Below are 20,103 nucleotides of genomic sequence, written 5' to 3' on the forward strand. Positions count from 1 at the left end.
AGATGATCGCCAAACAAACCGCATTGTACCCTGCAACCGCAACAACCGCACACAGCCACCAGGACGGTGTAATCCACAGAAGCAAAGCGCAACAGGTTATCCAAACGATCAACATGCGGAAGGACATCCGCCAAATGACAGGCACAAAAAAAGCGGCTAACTGCCGCTTTTTTCTGATACCACACGATAAGTGGTATCCCCAAGGGGATTCGAACCCCTGTTGCCGCCGTGAAAGGGCAGTGTCCTAGGCCTCTAGACGATGGGGACACATTTTTGAGAGTTTGGTGGAGCCTAGCGGGATCGAACCGCTGACCTCAACACTGCCAGTGTTGCGCTCTCCCAGCTGAGCTAAGGCCCCGTCTCAAAACGTGTGCGCATCTTACTTAGAGACCCCAAGCCCGTCAACATCTTTTTTAAAATAAATGCAAAAACAACCACTTAGACTGAAATTCACACAACGGTCGGCTTATTCTCCGGCTATTTTGTCTGCCAATTGCTGATCAATAGCACGAGCCACTACGAAGTAGTCTTTCTCCATTTTCTTCAGCCGCTTCTTGCCAACACCACCCAGTACATCAATCGCCACCCGTAAACGCGCCCGACTCATATCCGGCCCCAGTAACGCCATGGAATCCAGTACCGAGATCGTTGACGAGGTGCCTGCAATCGCAATAAAAAATGGAAACAGAAAATCACGGACTTTCAGTTCCAACTGCCCTGCCAGCGCAAACAAACGTTGCTCTATTTCAGGCTTGTCCCAATGACGAATAGCTTCCAACTGCCATAAACCGAACTGCAAGGTCTGCAAGCGCTTTTCTTCATCGTAGGCCTTATGCTCGAACTGCTCGGCCGTCACCATTGGCAATCCCGCCAGAAAATGCCCAGCCAAAGGCACGACATCCGAGAACACGTCAACACGAGGCTGTACATGGGGCACCAGCGGTAACATGTTTTCGGCACGCAAACCCCAACTGGCGAATTTTTCACAGAACGCTTCCGGCGACAAGGCGCGCAACCACAAGCTGTTCAGCCAACGCAGCTTGTCGACATCAAACACCGGGCCGCCCAGGGAAACACGCTGAATATCAAAGTTGGCGAACATCTCATCACGACTGAACTGTTCGCGCTCGTCGGGCATCGACCAGCCCATACGCCCCAGATAATTGAGCAAAGCCTCCGGCATAAAGCCCATACGCTCATAAAACATAATGGAGGTCGGGTTTTTGCGCTTACTCAGTTTGGTTTTATCCGGATTACGCAACAGTGGCATATGACATAACTGCGGCATTTCCCAACCAAAATATTCATACAGCAATTTGTGTTTGGGTGCCGAGTTGATCCACTCTTCACCACGAATCACGTGGGTAATTGCCATCAGGTGGTCATCCACCACATTGGCAAGGTGATAGGTTGGCATACCGTCAGACTTCAGCAAAATCTGGGCATCTACCTGGGCCAGATCCAGTTCGATTGGGCCACGCAGCATATCATTGACGACACAGATACCCTCTTCCGGCACCCGCATACGAATAACAAAGGGAGCGCCCTCGGCTTCACGACGAGCCACTTCTTCCGCAGGCAATTCCAGGTCTGATGCTTTTAAGGCTGTATTTTTACCTTCGGCTTCACGACGAATGCGCAATTCATTCAGCTCTGCCGTGGTGCGGTAGCACTTGAACGCACATCCTTTGTCCAGCAGCTGCTGCACATGACTGAGGTAGATATCACCGCGCTCGCTCTGACGATAAGGCCCATGCGGGCCACCCACATCCGGACCCTCATCCCACTCCAGACCCAACCAACGCAAACTATCCAGGATGGCTTGCTCGGACTCCGGCGTGCTGCGCTGCTGATCGGTGTCTTCAATACGCAGCAGGAACTGACCGCCATGCTGGCGGGCAAAGGCAAGATTGAAGAGTGCAATATAAGCGGTACCAACGTGCGGATCGCCCGTTGGAGAAGGCGCAACTCGGGTGCGGACTGTCATGATGTCTCTCAAAACCAGATGAATTCGGCCGGGATTATAGAGAAATCAGCTGCCGCTGGCACGGATTGTTGACAGATTCAACGGCCGTTAGCGATCGTTTCTGACAACGACCTCATATGGCCCATCAGCTGCTCGGAAGACTGCTCCATTTTCAGCAACCGGGATTTAACCTCCGTCACATTCGATCGCTTTAGCGCATCCAGAACTGCCATCCCACTTTGATGAAATGCCTGATGCGGTACCGATATACGGTCAGATGGCCCATTCCCGGCCATATGACGTTTCCCGCCACCCTCTTTCAACCAGCGACTTAGGCGACATTCGACAGGATCTGCCTGACTTCCAAGCTGAGCCGCATCCGGTTTCAAAACGGCCTTGTAAATATCGTTTTTCCAAATCAAGTGATCAAGCGCCATCGATTCCAGAAATGCGCCATCACTGCTATTTTTTAACACCCGGACTGCGACGGCAGAATTGTCTTCCAGCTGAGTCAGCTGATCAGCCAGGGAAGCCACCTCTCTGACAAGGTTATTTCCATGCTCCCCCACCGACGATATCTGCACAGAAACCTGATCAACCTCGCTGCTTATCTGCTTGATCAGAGTGCCGATTTCCTGAGTCGCCTCCGCTGTTCTACCAGCCAGCGTCCGGACTTCATCCGCCACCACGGCAAAACCACGTCCCTGCTCGCCCGCACGGGCTGCTTCAATGGCAGCATTCAGAGCCAATAAATTGGTCTGCTCGGAAATTCCCTGAATCAAACCCACAAAATTGGCGATTCCTGCAGCAACCTGCTTCAGCCCCGACACCGACTCGGCAGCATGTATCGACTGACTGCGAATATCATCAAGCTCAGCCGTTACAGAGTCCAGCGAGGCCCGCACTCCGCCACCAGCCATGCGGGAGGATTGCGCACCAGCTGAAGCGTCCAACAATTCCCGCTCGGTAGTCGCCATCATTTGACCTACTTCACCAAACTGTGTACTGCCACCCAACCATAAATCCACACACCCCAACCGGGCGACATCGTCTTCACGTTGCGCAAGCGCCGCTTTGGCAGCAGACGACTCAGACTGGAGTTGGCGCACCTGTTGGAGCAGGGCTTCCCTCTCCCGCTCCAATTTCAAAATAGCTTCACTGGCATCTGCCAGACGACGAGAACTTCCAAACATGGCTGCATTCCTGTGAACGGTACGTACGTCACTGAAGTCTAGTTCATGGTTTCAGAAATGATGGGAATTCCACTTGCAAACGGGCCTGCCCTGCCGGACAGCAGGAGCAGCAACAACAAGATCACAGGAATATAAGACTGGTCTGAAAGACCGGTTAGATAGGCTTCTATACTACAGAAGCCCGACGGGTTTCTGGTTCTATGGACATCGTAACCACCTCTGCAGATTCATCCAGAGAGTGCACCAATACTTTCTCTGACAACCCCTGACAGGCCTGCTTCATACCTTCTTCCACGTAAAAATCACCCGCAACCAAAGCCTCCCGCTTCAACCATTCAAGATAGCGACGCCGAACCGCTGGCGCAGCAATATGACGACAGGCCCAAAAGTGATCAAAATCGGGCTGGCCATGGGCACAGACCGCCAACACCGGGTTGGCGTAAACAGCCTTACCGATAACCAGCAAGGGGATACCGTGATGAATGGCCGACAAACCCGAAGTACTGTTTATCGTAATCATGCCTGCTGCATGCCGGGCTAATAAACCCAAGGAACCGGTATCGATAATATCGACACGATCCGAAACACCCAGCCGCTGTGCTTCCTCATGAATGAATGACAAGTAATCACAGTGACCCCGTTCCAGGGGATGTATTTTAAAAACCAGGCGGGTATGTAATGGAGCCGCCGCCGCAAATGAGCGCATCGATGTTGAGATCAGGCGTATCGAATTCCAGCCCAGCGCGGCCGCCTGCATATTAGAATCTGCAGAAACCTGTAATGGCACCAGGAAAAAACGCCTATCCCAGTGCTCCAGCAAGCCCTGGATAATCGTAAAATTCTTCCCCTGACCAGCAAAACGGCGATAGACGTTCCGACCCCAGCAAAAACACTCCTGCAGCAGCTCAAACCGTCGATGATAGAGCTGTTTCTGACGGCCAATACTCAGCAATGAACGGATGCCATAGTACACCGCGCCATAACTGCTCATGCGTCCCAGACTTTTGTAATGTGTACCCACTTCGGGCGGTTCATCGCAAGGTTTGAGCGAGACCTCTGGCAGAACACCCGCTAAAGGTGAGCTGGCATTATTGCCACTCTCTTCCACGGTTATGAAACCTGGACGAATATAACCTTCCTCGAGAGACAGCACCCGAATACCCAAGCGCCCTGCCAGTTGTCTGGCAATACGATGAGCCGGACGCTCAGAACCAAACAGTACGATGACGTCAGGGCGAGAAGAGCCAAGGAACTCCCTCAGCCAACGACGCCAATCAGCAAAACCACCACGAAAATAAATGCGATTTTCAGGACAGGAATACAGTAAATCGCCGGGATTGAAACACACCCGCCACACATCCATACCTTCTGCCGCGAAATGACGTTGCAGCCGTTTGAAAAATGGCCCAACAGGCCCCTGCAACAGCAAGACCCTGCCCGAAACAGAACGACCTTTGCTACAGGAGCCACTCCCCGCACTGGACAATTGATCCAGTAGCGTCAACGACTGGCGCAACTGCGATGTGTTATCCGTAACAACTTTCATCGAATTGGCTCCATACCAATAAATCTCACCTTTGCAATACTATTTAACGGCATGAACCAACAAAATACATCCAGACGTAAACGTCAGCTTAGTCCGAACTCTGCCAGAATCAAGACTAGACCAAACAACAGACTTGGCGACTTCATTCTCCCCAAAATGGGGCAATGCAGCTGCAAGCTGGATTATCTGTGATCCAAATCAACATCCCAAACGGCCAAATCCAGCCATACAGGTAAGATGCAATTACCGTGCAAAAATAATGTTTTCAACACCAAGAACCCTTGTACTAAAAAACCTGAAGCCTCTTTAGCCTCTTTCTGCGCCAAACATCAACAGATTGCCTTAAACGATACAGCAACTCAGGACAAAACAGAGAATGCCAGATCCAACAAAAACAAAAAGGCACCAATAGACACATAGGTTCACGCAACCCGCTCCCTGCGGGGACTGCCGGATGATCTCGACGCTGTGTCGCCGCCGTTTGACGAGACCCGTCAGGCCTGCAAGTCGGCTTCGTGATTCGAAACCGTCCGGTAGCCCAGAGTGAGCACCGGATTAAATAGATGTTCCCACTGGATTAACACCATAACGGCTTAAACACCCATCCCACAGATTCAGAACCACAGACCATCTGCAACTGATGACCAGTGAACCAAACAGTTCCGCAAGCGGCTGAAAACTCTGCCAGCCTTTCCTCAATAAATGAAGAGAGCGTGATGAAATGCTTATTCAGGCACACGGCTGGCCGTTCAAGTCAGCCGACGAGAGTGTATCAAGCAGGACGTCGCAACCTATCGGGCTTGGGGCTGCTCGACTGCGAAGAAGCTGGTTTTCTCTTAGTGACTGTGACCGCAATCATGGCCCGCTTCATCAAAGTCGATGGCCATATACACAGCGCTTTGCGGAAAATCGGCGGGATAACACATAAAGTACTGGGTCGCATCATCGATGGGCCACCAGCAGGAGGCGGCGCGGGGAATGTCGGCCAGCTCTACACGTTCAATGCAGTAGTGTAATCCAAGGCCAATAATCTCAGGAAATTCCTGCTCAAAGCTGGCCGGAAAGCCGTCAACGGCAGTATCTGTTTTGTCTTCCAGGCCCATCGCCTTGAGTTTTTCTTCCCACTCTTGTACCTGGGTGCACTCCACAAAAAAATCGGCCAGATAACGAGTGTGGTATTTTTTGGTGATACGGGCATTTGCCATATAAATTTCCTATTGTAACTGTGTGTTGTAGCTGTGTGTTGTAGCTGTGTGTTGTAGCGGCCTGTCTGTATAAAGGATGTTACCAGGGCAAAGACTGGCCATTGGCGTGCCAGAACCCACCGCTGTTATGAATCGTCAATTCGTCAATGCGGGCAACCAATCCTTCCGCTGCCTGTTGTGGCGAGATATCACCGGCAAAATTCACCATCCGGGTTTGCACAAATCCGGGGTGTAGCTGAGCCACGGCGATACCTTGAGGCTTGAGGTCTTCGGCCAGACTTTTGCCGAAGGCGTTAAGCGCCGCCTTGGATGCCCGGTAACCGTAATAACCACCGGAACTATTATCAGCCATGGAACCCATACGGCTGGCGATGTTGGCAATTTTGCTGCCCGCGCTCATCAGTGGCAGCAAGGTGTGAGCAAGATGCAAGGGTGCCAAGCTATTCACTTCAAATTGACGGCGAATCTGTTCAAAATCCATCTGCCCAAGCGTTTCGTTTTCAAAAATACCCGCGTTATTGACCAGAATATCCAATGGCCCGCCATCCAGCAGCTCGGCAACGATGGTTTGTAAACCCTGAACGGCTTCGGCGTCGGTCATATCGATACCGGCAATAATCTGATCCGCGAGCGTATCCAGCGCTTCGGATGATTCGCGGCAAACAGCCATAACGCGGTCTCCACGGCTGGAAAAATGGCGCACCAGCTCCAGCCCTATGCCTCGATTGGCACCGGTAATCAGTACATTCGCCATGTATTTCTCCTGTCTGGACTGTTGATCGGAACATTGCGCGCCATACTAACCAAGGGCTGTTCCGGGATGCAATGGCTACTGTGTTTATAACTGTGAACCGCAGTCCCGAGCTCTATAAACAGTAAAGCCACCCGACGGTGGCTTTACTGTTGACTGCAGGCATGAATTGGCACAGTCACACTGGATCTATTCGGTTAATCAATGGCTGATCAGATTAGGCTGGTGCCAGCTCCACCATCAATAACTGCATACGCTTGTGTTGCATTCTGAGCGCATATTCCAATTCCTGATAACGAGTTCTGATCGCGGCCTTCTCCCAACGACAAGCCAGTGACTGGCGCGTATTCGAGTAACGCTCACCTTGCAGACTGGTCCAGTCGTTCAGCATGGCCTTGAACTGGGCATACTCTTTTTCCAGCACCTCACTCCAACGCTGGTGATCGGCCTCTTTAAGTTGACGCAAGGCCAGTTCTTCCTTGGCACGCTTGAACTGCATCTGGATTTTGGCGCGCTGGATTTTAAAGTTGGACACGGTTCTCAGATTCGAGGCCAGCCCGACCCAGGAACAGGCCTGGATAAACCATTTGGTCGGATCCCAGTGATACCAGCGGATGCCGTTACGATAGTCGTTCTGAAAAATATGGTGGTAGTTGTGGTAACCCTCACCGTGAGTCAGAAAGGCAAAAAACGGATTGTCTCGCGCGGTATTTTCGTCGGTATAAGGCTGCGAACCCCATTTATGGGCGATGGAGTTAATAAAGAAAGTGACATGATGAGTGGTAAACAAACGCAGCAGCCCCGCCAGCAACAGCATACCCCAGACGTCGCCAAACATCAGTCCGAGCACCACGGGCAGACCAACGTTCATGGCCAGCACGATCCAGACGTAGTACTTGTCTTGCCACATGACAATCGGATCTTTCAGCAGGTTTTTCACATTGGCGTAATCTGTTTTACCCGCTGGCCATTCTCGCAGCATCCAGCCGATATGAGAAAACCACAAACCGCGTTTGGCGGAGTATGGATCCTGGTCAACATCATCCACATGGCGATGGTGCTTGCGATGACCAGAACACCATTCCAACACAGTATTCTGTAATGCCGATGCCCCCCACAGGGCGTACCAGATGCGTAGCGCCCAATGCGCATCGTAGGCATTGTGTGACCAGAGCCGGTGGTAACCGCCCGTGATCGCCATCCCGGTTAACCAGGTAATGACAACATAGGCAACCCAGGCCGAAGTATCGTAACCATGGGTGAATCCGTACCAGGGAACCAATGTCAGTACACCCAGTGTGCTGACACTGAACATAATGGTGGGTGTCCAGTAAATGGGTGGTTTCTTGTTATTTTTACGCTGCTCAGCAGCAGATTGTGCTTGGTCGTTTTGGCTCATAGTACTCTTTCTTGTGACAATCGACGCAGTAACAGAAGTATTCATACTAAACCAGGATTGCGTAATCCGACATGCGCCTTCGGTGGAATACGGCAAGAAATTTCAAAAGGTTCGGAAAGACCGGCTGTTCTACTCTCTGAAAGACAGCCCAAACCGGACACCGTTCATGATCATATACAACTTTAGTCATAATCAGCATAAATACGGGCATAAAAAAGCCGCGCATATTGCACGGCTTTTCAGAACGTATCAGTGATTAACCACCGAAGTCGTCCAGCATGATGTTATCAGGTTCAACACCCAGAGAAAGCAGCATGTTAATCACAGACTGGTTCATGATTGGCGGCCCACACATGTAGTACTCGCAATCTTCTGGCGCAGCATGATCCTTGAGGTACTGCTCGTACAGTACATTATGGATAAAGCCGGTCAGACCCGTCCAGTTATCTTCTGGCAGTGGATCAGACATCGCCACGTGCCATTCGAAGTTATCATTCTCTTCTGCCAGCTTGTCGTACTCTTCCTGGTAAAACAGTTCGCGTAATGAGCGCGCGCCGTACCAGAAGCTGATCTTGCGCTTGGAATGCAAACGCTTGAGCTGGTCAAAGATATGGGAGCGCATCGGTGCCATACCCGCACCACCACCGATAAAGACCATTTCGGCGTCAGTATCACGAGCGAAGAATTCACCAAACGGCCCGTATACCGTCACCTTGTCACCTGGCTTCAGGTTAAAGACGAAGGTCGACATGATGCCAGGCTGAATACCCTGAGAACCCGGAGGTGGTGTTGCAATACGGATATTGAACTTCACCAGACCTTTTTCTTCAGGGTAGTTAGCCATGGAATAGGCACGAATAGTGTCTTCCTTGTTCACTGCCTTGATGTCGAAGAAGCCAAAACGCTCCCAGTCACCACGATATTGTTCTTCAATATCGAAGTCAGCGAAGTCAATCTCGTACGGTGGGCATTCCAGCTGAACGTAACCACCGGCACGGAAGTCAACGTTTTCGCCTTCTGGCAACGCCAGCGTCAATTCCTTGATAAAGGTCGCCATATTGGGGTTGGAAACAACGGTTGTTTCCCACTTCTTCACGCCGAACACTTCTTCAGGAACCTCAACCACCATGTCCTGCTTCACCGGTGTTTGGCACGACAAGCGCCAGCCTTCACGGGCTTCACCCTTGGTAAAGTGAGCAGCTTCGGTTGGCAGCATTTCGCCACCGCCGTCAGTCACCTTGCATTTGCACTGTGCGCAAGTACCACCACCACCACAAGCCGACGACAGGAAGATGTTATTGGCCGCCAGTGTCTGCAACAGCTTGCCACCGGCTTCGGTTTTTACTTCCCGCTCGCCGTTGATCATGATGGTTACATCACCCGAGCTAACCAGCCGAGAGCGAGCGCCTAGAATGATGAACACCAGTGACAATACAATCACGGTGAACATCACTACGCCCAGAATAATTTCAATATCCAAAACTTCGTCTCCTTACAGTGATACGCCAGAGAAGGACATGAAGCCAAGAGACATCAGACCTACAGTCATAAAGGTAATACCCAGACCTTGCAGACCTGCTGGCACATCGCTGTACTTCAGTTTTTCACGAATGCCTGCCAAAGCAGCAATAGCCAACGCCCAACCTGCACCGGCACCAATACCGAATACGGTACTTTCACCAAAGTTGTAGTCACGCTCTACCATAAACAAGGCAGCACCCATGATGGCGCAGTTCACCGTGATCAGCGGCAGGAATACACCCAACGCGTTATATAAAGCCGGTACATATTTATCCAGCACCATTTCCAGGATCTGAACCATAGCGGCAATCACACCGATATAGGTCAGTAAGCCCAGGAAGCTCAGATCAACCGCAGCAAAATCGCTGGAAATCCAGGTCAACGCACCTTCTTTAAGTAAGTAAGTATAAATCAGGTTGTTAACCGGTGTGGTAATACCCAGCACCACGATAACCGCAACACCCAGACCAATCGCCGTTTGAATTTTCTTGGAGATCGCCAGGAAGGTGCACATTCCGAGGAAGAACGACAGCGCCATGTTCTCCACAAAGACGGACTTAACGAACAAACTGATATAGTGTTCCATCAGTGACCTCCTGAGTGTTCAGTGTTAGGCAAGATTTTGAAATCTGGTGCTTCGACCTGTTCGGTCTTCACAGTACGCAGAATCCAGATGAAACCACCAATAATAAAGAAGGCGGACGGCGGCAGCAGCAGCAGGCCGTTGGACTGATACCAGCCACCATCCTGAATCAGCGGCAGGATTTCAAAACCAAACAGCTTGCCAGAACCAAACAGCTCACGCACAGTCGCAACGGATACCAGAATCACGGAATAGCCAAGACCATTCCCGATACCATCAAAGAAACTCAGCACTGGGCCATTTTTCATCGCGAAGGCTTCCGCGCGTCCCATCACGATACAGTTGGTAATGATCAGACCAACAAACACCGACAACTGCTTGCTGACTTCATAGGCGTACGCCTTGAGGATCTGATCCACCACGATTACCAGTGAAGCAATAATGATCATCTGTACGATGATTCGAATATTGTTTGGAATATGATGACGGATCAGCGCAATACCAAAGTTGGAACACGCTGTTACCGAGGTCAGCGCCAGACACATAACCAATGTTACGTTCAGGCTGGTCGTTACTGCCAGCGCAGAACAAATACCCAGAATCTGAACTGCAATCGGGTTTGCGCTGAAAAGCGGTTCGGTAAGAACTTTCTTCAGATCAGACATATTACGCCCCCTGTCCTTTCAGTTTGTTCAGCAATTCGCCAAAGCCTTTGCCACCAACCCAGAAACGTACCAGATTGCTGACACCACGGCTGGTCAAGGTAGCACCGGACAAGCCATCAACCTGATAAGGGTTGCCGGCTTCGGCACCACCTTTTACGACACGGATTCCGACATCGCCTTGATCATTAAAGACTTTTTTACCCACCCAAAGTGATTTCCACTTGGGGTTATCGACTTCACCACCCAGTCCCGGGGTTTCTGCATGAGAATAGAAACCCAAACCAACGATGGTATCCATATCGCCTTCCAGCGCCAGGAAGCCATACAAGGTAGACCACAGACCATAGCCGTGAACCGGCAGGATAATCTTGTCGATATGATCGCTACCACCGACAATAAAGACCGCCGCATATTTTTCCAGCCGCTTGATGCTGGCCTTGTCTTCATCAGAAGACAAGGCTCGAGACAGCGCTGGCGTTTTGGACGATTTTTTCTGGTCGAAGTTTTCGACCGTCAAACCGGCAGCACGGATTTGTTGCAGCTCTGCATCAGTCGCAAAACGTCCCGCTTCCAGATTAACGATACGGGTAGAGATCTGTTTGAACTGATCGGCTACCGGCTGGCCTTCGACATACAAATCAGCAGCTTGTAATACCGCGATTTTTTTGTCATTAGCTTTGTTTTCATTCTGTTTGCCACGCAAACCTACTGCGGCACCAGCAACAATCACCGAGCACACCAGGCACAACAAAATAGCAACCGTCAGAGTTTTTTGAATGCTGTCGTTATTAGCTGACACGGGCGATCCTCCGCTTGATGTTTGCCTGCACTACGAAATGGTCGATCAGTGGCGCAAACAGGTTGGCAAACAAAATGGCCAGCATCATGCCTTCCGGGAAGGCCGGGTTAACCACCCGAATCATCACCACCATAAAACCGATCAAAGCACCAAAAGCGTATTTGCCGGTATCGGTCATAGAAGCGGATACTGGATCGGTCGCCATAAAGATCATACCAAAGGCAAAACCACCGACGACCAGATGCCAGTACCACGGCAGGGCAAACATATAGTTGGTGTCTGAGCCAATCATATTCAGCAACAGACTGAAAACCACCATGCCGCCAAACACACCCGCGACAATACGCCACGCAGCAATGTTCATCACCAGCAGCACCACACCACCCAACAGGATCGCCAGCGTACTGGTTTCACCCATGGAGCCCTGGATAGTGCCGAAGAATGCATCACTCCAGCTAACACCCGCATCAATAATAGCTTGTACGCCGCCTTCAGCCGCATTACTCAATGCTGTCGCACCGGTAAAGCCATCGGCTGCCGTCCATACCGCATTACCTGACATATTAGCCGGGTAAGCAAAAAACAGGAAAGCACGACCCGTCAGTGCCGGGTTGAGGAAGTTTTTGCCCGTACCACCGAACACTTCCTTGCCGATCACAACACCAAACGAAATGCCCAGAGCCACCTGCCACAGCGGAATGCTGGGGGGCAAGGTCAGAGCAAACAGCACGGAAGTCACAAAAAAACCTTCGTTGACTTCGTGGCGACGAATGGTGGCAAACAACACCTCCCAGAAACCGCCCACAATAAAGACCGTAGCGTAAACAGGCAGGAAATAAGCAGCGCCAAAAACAAAGTTATCCCAGAAGCTGGCCGCATCGTGAGCACCACCGCCCAGCAATACGATCAGAAACTCGCGCCATCCTTCAATGACGGTACCGGCACCGGCTGCCATGGCTTCGTTCGCCTGCAAGCCAATGTTGTACATACCAAACAGCATCGCCGGAAAGGTACAGACCCATACCGTGATCATGATACGTTTAAGGTCAATGCCATCACGCACATGTGCGGTGTTGTTGGTCACATTCGGGGGAGAAAACAGACCGGTATCAACCGCCTCATACAGCGGGTACATCTTTTCGTACTTGCCGCCCTTCTCAAACAAAGGCGCCAAGTTATCGAGCATAGTTCGCAGACCCATAATCAGCCCTCCGCCTCAATTCGAGTAAGATTTTTACGCAGGATCGGGCCGTACTCATATTTGCCAGGGCAAACAAAAGAACACAGAGCCAGATCTTCTTCATCCAGCTCCAGCGCACCCAGCGCAACGGCCGATTCCATATCTTCAACGATCAATGCGCGCAACAACTGAGTCGGCAGCATATCCAGCGGCATAATGCGTTCATAGGCACCCACGGGCACCATGGCACGCTCACTGCCGTTGGTAGAGGTTGAGAACGGGAACGTTTTCTTCATCAGATTGGACAGGTAAATCGGCATCACAGAAAAACGATTGGCGCCCGGTGTCAGGTAATGCAACAACGGCCGTTCACGCCCTTCGCGCAGTACACTGACCTGATTGTGGTAACGGCCCAGAAAGGCTTCATCCCCTTCAGCCGTACGCCCACCAAACACCGAACCAGTAACAATACGATTCTCATCATCCACCAGTTCGCCAGCGGTCAACTGCTGCAAGCTGGCACCCACCAGAGTACGAACCAGACGCGGCTGCTTAACCTGTGGGCCTGCCAGCGCGACCACACGTTCGGAAGACAATTTGCCTGTGGTAAACAGAATACCGACGGCAATCACATCCTGATAACCTATGGTCCAGACGGTACGATGTTCATTTACCGGGTGCAGGAAATGGATATGGGTACCCGGCAGACCTGCGGGATGAACACCGGCAAACTCTTCCACTACCTCGACACCAGCTGCTGGAATATTGGCACCCGCAGCCTTGCACACATACAGCTTGCCAGCCGTCAGGTTATTCAAAACCTGGATGCCATTTTTGAACGCGTCAGCCTGTTCAGCGATGATCAATTCCGGATTGGCCGCCAGTGGATTGGTATCCATGGCATTAACAAAGATTGCTTCCGGCGTGCTGTCCAGCGCCGGCACCCGAGAATATGGGCGGGTACGCAAAGTCGTCCACAGACCGGAATTTACCAGATTGGCCTGGACATCCGCTGCAGACAGGGATGGCAGAGCATCCACTGGATAGCTATCAAAGGTTTTTTCAGCGGAACCTTCAATTTTGATAACAATTGACAAGAATTTGCGCCGATCTCCGCGATTAATCGCCCGGACCACACCCGCAACCGGTGAGGTGAACTGCACACCTTCGGTTTTCTTGTCTGTAAATAGGACTTGCCCCTTCTTAACCAAATCACCTTCCTGAACAGCCATCGTTGGCTTCATACCAACATAGTCCGCGCCCAGTATCGCAACTTCCGTTACATTCTGGCCCGGTGTGATGGTTTGCTCAGGAATTCCGGTGATAGGTAAGTCGAGACCTTTTTTAATTTTGATCATATGCCTCGCCTAATCACATGAGTGCCGACGTGCCAGATCCTCAACACAAACACACGAAAATGCCGCCAAAATCATCGTTGACATCGGAAGCAGGCCCGTATTACTTGCAATTTGCATTGGGAAACAAGCACTTGGATACTCGTTTGCTAAGTTTACTAAGTGAAAAATCGGCGGTAAGTATAAAGATGCGCACCCGAATAATCTAGCGATCAAGGGGATCTGAAGACGATGCTTTAGAGGGAACGCTGTATACCAAAAGAGTATAAATTGACGGGGTACAACAACAAGAAACAATGACAGGGATCAATCGAAAGCAACTCAGCCGGAAGAGAAACATTCTTCTCTCCCGGCCAGCGCAGAGGCATTACCCGTCAGATTGCCCGATCAAAACAGCAACCGACGGGCAAACACTCAGTTTTTTACCGGATAGGTCGGATATTCCACACCACACAACTGATGAGCAATACGGATCACCTGACGGCTGTAGCCATATTCATTGTCATACCAGACATAGAGGTTGGCATGGTTGCCATTCACAATGGTGGCCTTGGCATCAACGATACCGGCATGACTGTTACCGACAAAGTCAGTAGAAACCACTTCCGGTGAATTTACCCAGTCAATCTGGCGATGCAGGTCTGAGCGCAAGGAAGCTTCACGCAGGTACTCGTTAACATCATCAACACTGACGTCTTTGCTCAGATTCAATGACAGAATCGCCATCGACACATTCGGCGTCGGAACCCGGATAGCGTTACCGGTCAACTTGCCCTTGAGTTCAGGCAGCGCCTTGGCAACGGCCTTGGCGGCACCTGTTTCCGTAATCACCATATTCAGCGGCGCGGAACGGCCACGACGATCACCACTGTGGTAGTTATCGATCAGGTTCTGGTCATTGGTATAAGAGTGAACGGTTTCCACATGGCCACTGACGATACCGTATTGGTCGTTCATCACCTTCAGAACCGGCGTGATGGCATTGGTGGTACAGGAAGCCGCAGACAGAATCTTGTCGGTTTCGGCAATATCACCGTTATTGATGCCATAGACGATGTTCTTGATATCGCCCTTGCCTGGCGCAGTCAACAGCACACGGGCAACACCGTTGCACTTCAGGTGCTGACTCAGGCCATCTTCATCGCGCCACACACCGGTATTATCAATCACCAGCGCATTCTTGATACCGTAATCGGCATAATCAATCTCAGTCGGGCTGCCAGCGTAGATAATCTTGATTACGTTACCATTGGCAATCAGGCATTCATTCTCTTCGTCAACCGACAGGCTGCCACGAAAGGTACCGTGAACCGAATCGCGACGCAGCAGACTGGCGCGCTTGACCAGGTCATCACCCTTGCCACGACGAACCACGATCGCACGCAAACGCAAACCTCGGCCACCACCGGATTTTTCAATCAAGATACGCGCCAGCAAACGTCCAATACGACCAAAACCATACAATACGATATCGCGGTTTTCGCCATCTTCAGTACTTTGACCAATCGCATCACCCAACTCATCCGTTACAAATGCCCGCAAGTCACGACCATTCGCTTCGGTACGGAACTTGACGGCCAGACGGCCAATATCGACGTGCACGCGGTTAACGTCCAGCTCCGCCAGGATCTGGAGAATCGGAAAGGTATCCTGAACAGAAACTTCCTGTTTCTCCATATGACGGACAAAACGGTGAGCCTTCAGAATATCAATCACAGAACGATTGATGATCGCACGGCCATACAAGGATGTGATCACATTGTGAGTGCGGTACAAACCACCAATCAGGGGAATCATGGATTCAGCGATCGTTTCGCGTTCCATCCATTCCTGCAAGCAGGTGTCGCGCATATCTTGGGTCACAGGCAAACCTTCCATTCAATTATTCGAGGGATCATTACGGTGCGGATTATGCACGCGCAGACCTGAGATCACAATCCGGCCAAAAAGCAACCTGCTTTGTAGAAAACCTACCTACATCTCAAAACAACTTACGAAATATTACGAACCCAGCCCCATCATCCACCAGTAAAATAACTAAAACTGCTACCAAACAAATCAAGCTAGTCGATTAACGTAGTAAATTTCCAACAAAAAACCATGCTTATTAGAAAATTTACCGGCTTTATCCCCTTTTAGCGCCTGGTTTTTGCAGCACAGGAACGCCCAAGCACGCTGTTTTACGACATTTTTTACAGAAAAATCCGGTTTGATGTGACACTTTCAATACATTGGCAACAGCAGACCCTCAATTTGTGCGCTATCGCTCAATACCTGCCAGTCGGATAACAATCGCCAACGACCAGTACCAAATCAGCTCATTCCGATCCATCCCGGATCCAACGCCAACATTCAGTTTCAACAACCTCGCTCACAGCAAAACCACAGCGGCCCAGCGGGAAACCTGTGACACCCTGTAAGCCATTGATTACACTTAGCTGCCTGTTGATCCTCAGCCAATCACACCTGCCCGGAGAACGCATGACCAGTCCGATGACTCCCGACCTGCCAACCAAAGCTGCCGAACGTCGCTTCTGGGGCAATCTTGAGGGAGCAAGCCTGGCATTGGCCATTGCTCAGGCCGCATCGTCAAACAAGGGATTGACCCTGGTGGTTTGTAACGACACCACCAGCGCACTACAGCTGGAAGAAGACATCCGTTTTTTTGCAGCCAACGTGACGGTACTGTTATTTCCCGACTGGGAAACCCTGCCCTACGACGTGTTTTCCCCGCACCAGGACATCGTCTCCCAACGGATTGCCACGCTCAGCCAGTTACAGGATATTCGTCAGGCGGTACTGATTATTCCGGTCACCACCCTGCTACACCGCCTGCCACCCACCAGCTTTTATCAGGGCCAAAGTTTTGCACTGGATGTCGGTCAGCACTTTAATGTCGAGAACACCCGCAAACAGCTACAGGCAGCTGGCTATCATTGCGTTGACACTGTGTATGAACACGGCGAATTTGCCGTTCGGGGCGCTATTGTCGACATTTATCCAATGGGTCAGGAATTACCGTTTCGTATCGACATGTTCGATGACGAAATCGAAACCCTGCGAACCTTTGATCCCGAAAACCAGCGCACGCTAGATAAAGTCGATAGCATCCGGATTCTGCCCGCCCGGGAATTCCCGCTCAATGCAGCGGCGATCAAGATGTTCAAGCAGCGCTGGTTCGACTTTTTTGAACACAACCCGAACGACTGTTCGGTTTACGTCGACATCACTCAGGGTATTGCACCAGCGGGGGTCGAATACTACCTGCCGTTGTTTTTTGCCGATGATCTGGGCAACTTTTTTGATCACCTGCCACGCAACACGCTGATCATCCACGATGCCGCTATCGAACAAGGTGCCAAACATTTTCGCAGCGATCTGGAGCAACGCCATGAAAGCCGTCGCTACGATCGCACCCGCCCGATCCTGACACCTGGCGAGTTGTTTATTGCCACCGAACAGCTGTTCAGTCACCTCAATGACTACCCACGCATCCAGTGGTACGAAACAGAGATGCCCGCCCGTGCCGGTGCGATTCATTTTGATACCAGCCCAGCAGCCGACATCAGCGTTGACTCACGGCTGGAACAACCGTTACAACGGCTGCAATCCTGGCTGCAGGCCAACCCCAACACCCGTATCCTGTTTTGCGCCGAATCAGCTGGTCGCCGGGAAGCGTTAAAGGAACTGCTTAACCGGATCAAGGTTCGAGCCAATGAACACCCAGACTGGATAACAGCCATCGGCAGCAATGATCGCCTGATGCTGACCATTGCACCGCTCGGTAAAGGGGTCGTGATCGCCGGTAACCCGGCGCTGGCGCTGATCACCGAAAATGAACTGTTTGGTCAACGTATTCGTCAGACCCGCCGTCGCAATAAACAAAAAACTGACGCCGACAACATTATTCGTGATCTGTCTGAGCTGAAGCCCGGCTCCCCGGTCGTTCACTTGGATCACGGCATTGGCCGCTACCAGGGGTTACAGGCACTGGATGCCGGTGGTCAGCTGAATGAATTCCTGGTGCTCGAATACGCCAGCAACAGCAAGTTGTACGTACCGGTTTCTTCGCTGCACCTGATTTCACGTTATGGCGGTGCCGAAGACGGCGCCATCCCCATCAGCCGTCTGGGCACTGAAAAATGGGCCACTGCCAAACGCAAGGCCGCTGAGAAAATCCGCGATACGGCCGCCGAGTTACTGGAAATCTATGCTCGCCGGGAAGCCCGCAAAGGCTTCGCTTTTAATGGCCCGGACGAAGAATACGAACGTTTTACCGCCGGTTTCCCCTACGAAGAAACCCCCGACCAGCAAACCGCCATTGATGCCGTAATCAACGATATGTGTTCACCACGGCCAATGGACCGTCTGGTGTGTGGCGATGTCGGTTTTGGTAAAACCGAAGTGGCTATGCGGGCGGCCTTTATGGCGGTTCAGAGTGGCAAGCAGGTCGCCGTACTCGTACCTACCACTCTGCTGGCGCAACAGCACTACCAGAACTTTGCCGACCGCTTTGCCGAATGGCCGGTCAAGGTCGATGTATTATCACGTTTCAAATCCGCCAAAGAGACCCAGCTGGCACTCGAACGCATGTTGGATGGCAAAACCGATATCGTGGTCGGCACCCACAAGCTGCTGCAAAAAGACGTCCGCTTTGAGCATCTGGGGCTGCTGGTGATCGACGAGGAACACCGCTTTGGCGTACAACAAAAAGAGCGTATCAAGGCCCTGCGGGCCAATGTCGACATCCTTACTCTCACGGCAACGCCGATCCCCCGGACACTGAATATGGCCATGGCCAGTATTCGCGACCTGTCGATTATTGCTACACCACCGGCGAAACGCCTGAGCGTCAAAACCTTTGTGCGCCAATACGACGAAGCCACCATCAAAGAATCCATTCTGCGGGAAATCCTCCGTGGCGGTCAGGTGTACTACCTCCACAACGAAGTCAAAAGCATCGAAAAACTCACTCGCGAACTGGATCAGCTGGTGCCGGAAGCCCGGGTCGTCTTTGCCCACGGCCAGATGTCAGAACGCGAGCTGGAAAGCGTCATGAGCGATTTTTACCACAAACGCTTTAATGTGCTGGTCTGTACCACCATTATTGAAACCGGTATCGATATTCCTTCCGCCAACACCATCATCATTGAACGGGCCGACAAGTTTGGTCTGGCCCAGCTGCACCAGCTGCGTGGTCGTGTTGGCCGCTCGCACCATCAAGCCTATGCCTATCTGCTGACGCCGCCGCCCAAAGTCATGACCAAGGATGCCGAAAAACGTCTGGAAGCCATTGCATCAGCGCAAGACCTGGGTGCCGGTTTTATGCTTGCGACCCACGACCTGGAAATCCGTGGTGCGGGTGAACTCCTGGGTGAAGAGCAGAGCGGGCAAATTGAGACCATCGGTTTCACCCTTTATATGGAAATGCTCGAACAAGCCGTCAATGCCATGCGCTCCGGCAAAATGCCGTCTGACGACCTGACCCCAAAACAGATGGCCGATGTCAATTTACACATACCGGCACTGATTCCTGACACCTACTTGCCCGACGTCAACACCCGACTGACGCTCTACAAACGGATTGCCAACGGCCAAAATGATAACGAATTAAAAGAACTGCAAGTAGAAATGATCGATCGTTTCGGACTGCTGCCGGATGCGGTAAAAAACCTGTTCCGCCAGACATCGCTGAAACTGCAACTCAACCCGCTGGGTATTGCCAAACTCGATGTAGGTCCCGACTCCGGTCGACTGGAGTTCAGCGCCGACACCAAAATCAACCCCTTCACCCTGGTCAAGCTGGTACAAAGCAAATCCCACAGCTACAAGCTTGAAGGTGGCCACACCTTGCGTTTCTACTTCAACATGGACACTATCGACCGGCGCTTTAACGTCATCGACCAGGTGCTGACCGAACTGCAAAAGGAACTCTGACCC

At 51.5% G+C, this 20,103-nt stretch carries 14 protein-coding genes, 2 tRNA genes and 1 pseudogene; 1 reads left to right on the top strand and 16 read right to left on the bottom strand.

Annotation, left to right across the window (positions count from 1 at the left end):
* Nucleotides 1–191 precede the first annotated feature (191 nt).
* The 16 genes and pseudogenes from WG929_RS05510 to WG929_RS05585 all read right to left on the bottom strand — a co-directional run bounded on the left by WG929_RS05510 (nt 192) and on the right by WG929_RS05585 (nt 16,026).
* Nucleotides 192–267, bottom strand: a tRNA-Glu gene (locus WG929_RS05510).
* Nucleotides 268–282: 15 nt separating this feature from the next.
* Nucleotides 283–358: transfer RNA gene (locus tag WG929_RS05515), tRNA-Ala, on the bottom strand.
* Nucleotides 359–466: 108 nt separating this feature from the next.
* Nucleotides 467–1,987 (bottom strand): glutamate--tRNA ligase, encoded by a 1,521-nt coding sequence (gltX, locus tag WG929_RS05520; protein WP_416205222.1) that lies wholly within the window; start codon nt 1,985–1,987, stop codon nt 467–469.
* Nucleotides 1,988–2,064: 77 nt separating this feature from the next.
* Complete coding sequence (locus WG929_RS05525; RefSeq protein ID WP_416205308.1) at nt 2,065–2,403, bottom strand: CZB domain-containing protein; 339 nt, start codon at nt 2,401–2,403, stop codon at nt 2,065–2,067.
* Nucleotides 2,404–2,520: 117 nt separating this feature from the next.
* Nucleotides 2,521–3,159 (bottom strand): annotated as a pseudogene (locus tag WG929_RS05530) (methyl-accepting chemotaxis protein); the annotation flags it as partial.
* 166 nt (nt 3,160–3,325) lie between these two features.
* Nucleotides 3,326–4,705 carry a capsular polysaccharide export protein, LipB/KpsS family gene (locus WG929_RS05535; RefSeq protein ID WP_416205223.1) on the bottom strand — a complete coding sequence of 460 codons (1,380 nt, stop codon included), beginning with the start codon at nt 4,703–4,705 and terminating at the stop codon, nt 3,326–3,328.
* An 836-nt stretch (nt 4,706–5,541) separates the two neighbouring features.
* Nucleotides 5,542–5,910 carry a hypothetical protein gene (locus WG929_RS05540; protein ID WP_416205224.1) on the bottom strand — a complete coding sequence of 123 codons (369 nt, stop codon included), beginning with the start codon at nt 5,908–5,910 and terminating at the stop codon, nt 5,542–5,544.
* A 79-nt stretch (nt 5,911–5,989) separates the two neighbouring features.
* On the bottom strand, nt 5,990–6,664 hold the full coding sequence (locus WG929_RS05545) for an SDR family oxidoreductase (protein ID WP_416205225.1): 675 nt from the start codon (nt 6,662–6,664) through the stop codon (nt 5,990–5,992).
* 214 nt (nt 6,665–6,878) lie between these two features.
* The gene (locus tag WG929_RS05550; RefSeq protein WP_416205226.1) at nt 6,879–8,060 is read right to left on the bottom strand and encodes an acyl-CoA desaturase; all 1,182 of its coding nucleotides are present in this window, start codon (nt 8,058–8,060) and stop codon (nt 6,879–6,881) included.
* A 256-nt stretch (nt 8,061–8,316) separates the two neighbouring features.
* Complete coding sequence (gene nqrF, locus WG929_RS05555; RefSeq protein WP_416205227.1) at nt 8,317–9,540, bottom strand: NADH:ubiquinone reductase (Na(+)-transporting) subunit F; 1,224 nt, start codon at nt 9,538–9,540, stop codon at nt 8,317–8,319.
* Between the two features lie 12 nt (nt 9,541–9,552).
* A complete protein-coding gene (gene nqrE / locus WG929_RS05560) occupies nt 9,553–10,167 on the bottom strand; it encodes an NADH:ubiquinone reductase (Na(+)-transporting) subunit E (RefSeq protein ID WP_416205228.1) in 615 nt (204 codons plus the stop codon).
* A complete protein-coding gene (locus tag WG929_RS05565) occupies nt 10,167–10,829 on the bottom strand; it encodes an NADH:ubiquinone reductase (Na(+)-transporting) subunit D (protein ID WP_416205229.1) in 663 nt (220 codons plus the stop codon). Before WG929_RS05565 ends, nqrE begins: the two co-directional genes overlap by 1 nt.
* Before the next feature lies 1 nt (nt 10,830).
* Nucleotides 10,831–11,628, bottom strand: coding sequence for a Na(+)-translocating NADH-quinone reductase subunit C (locus tag WG929_RS05570; protein WP_416205230.1), 798 nt, complete (start codon nt 11,626–11,628; stop codon nt 10,831–10,833).
* Nucleotides 11,618–12,829, bottom strand: a complete 1,212-nt coding sequence (locus tag WG929_RS05575) for an NADH:ubiquinone reductase (Na(+)-transporting) subunit B (protein WP_303431980.1) — start codon at nt 12,827–12,829, stop codon at nt 11,618–11,620. Before WG929_RS05575 ends, WG929_RS05570 begins: the two co-directional genes overlap by 11 nt.
* 2 nt (nt 12,830–12,831) lie before the next feature.
* Complete coding sequence (locus WG929_RS05580) at nt 12,832–14,166, bottom strand: Na(+)-translocating NADH-quinone reductase subunit A (RefSeq protein WP_416205231.1); 1,335 nt, start codon at nt 14,164–14,166, stop codon at nt 12,832–12,834.
* Between the two features lie 411 nt (nt 14,167–14,577).
* Nucleotides 14,578–16,026 (bottom strand): glyceraldehyde-3-phosphate dehydrogenase, encoded by a 1,449-nt coding sequence (locus WG929_RS05585; RefSeq protein ID WP_416205232.1) that lies wholly within the window; start codon nt 16,024–16,026, stop codon nt 14,578–14,580.
* 618 nt (nt 16,027–16,644) lie between these two features.
* Here WG929_RS05585 and mfd point away from each other — a divergent pair.
* Nucleotides 16,645–20,100, top strand: a complete 3,456-nt coding sequence (gene mfd, locus WG929_RS05590; protein ID WP_416205233.1) for a transcription-repair coupling factor — start codon at nt 16,645–16,647, stop codon at nt 20,098–20,100.
* Nucleotides 20,101–20,103 lie beyond the last annotated feature (3 nt).

This window comes from Oceanobacter antarcticus (assembly GCF_044962685.1).
Classification (GTDB): Bacteria; Pseudomonadota; Gammaproteobacteria; order Pseudomonadales; family Oceanobacteraceae; genus Oceanobacter; species Oceanobacter antarcticus.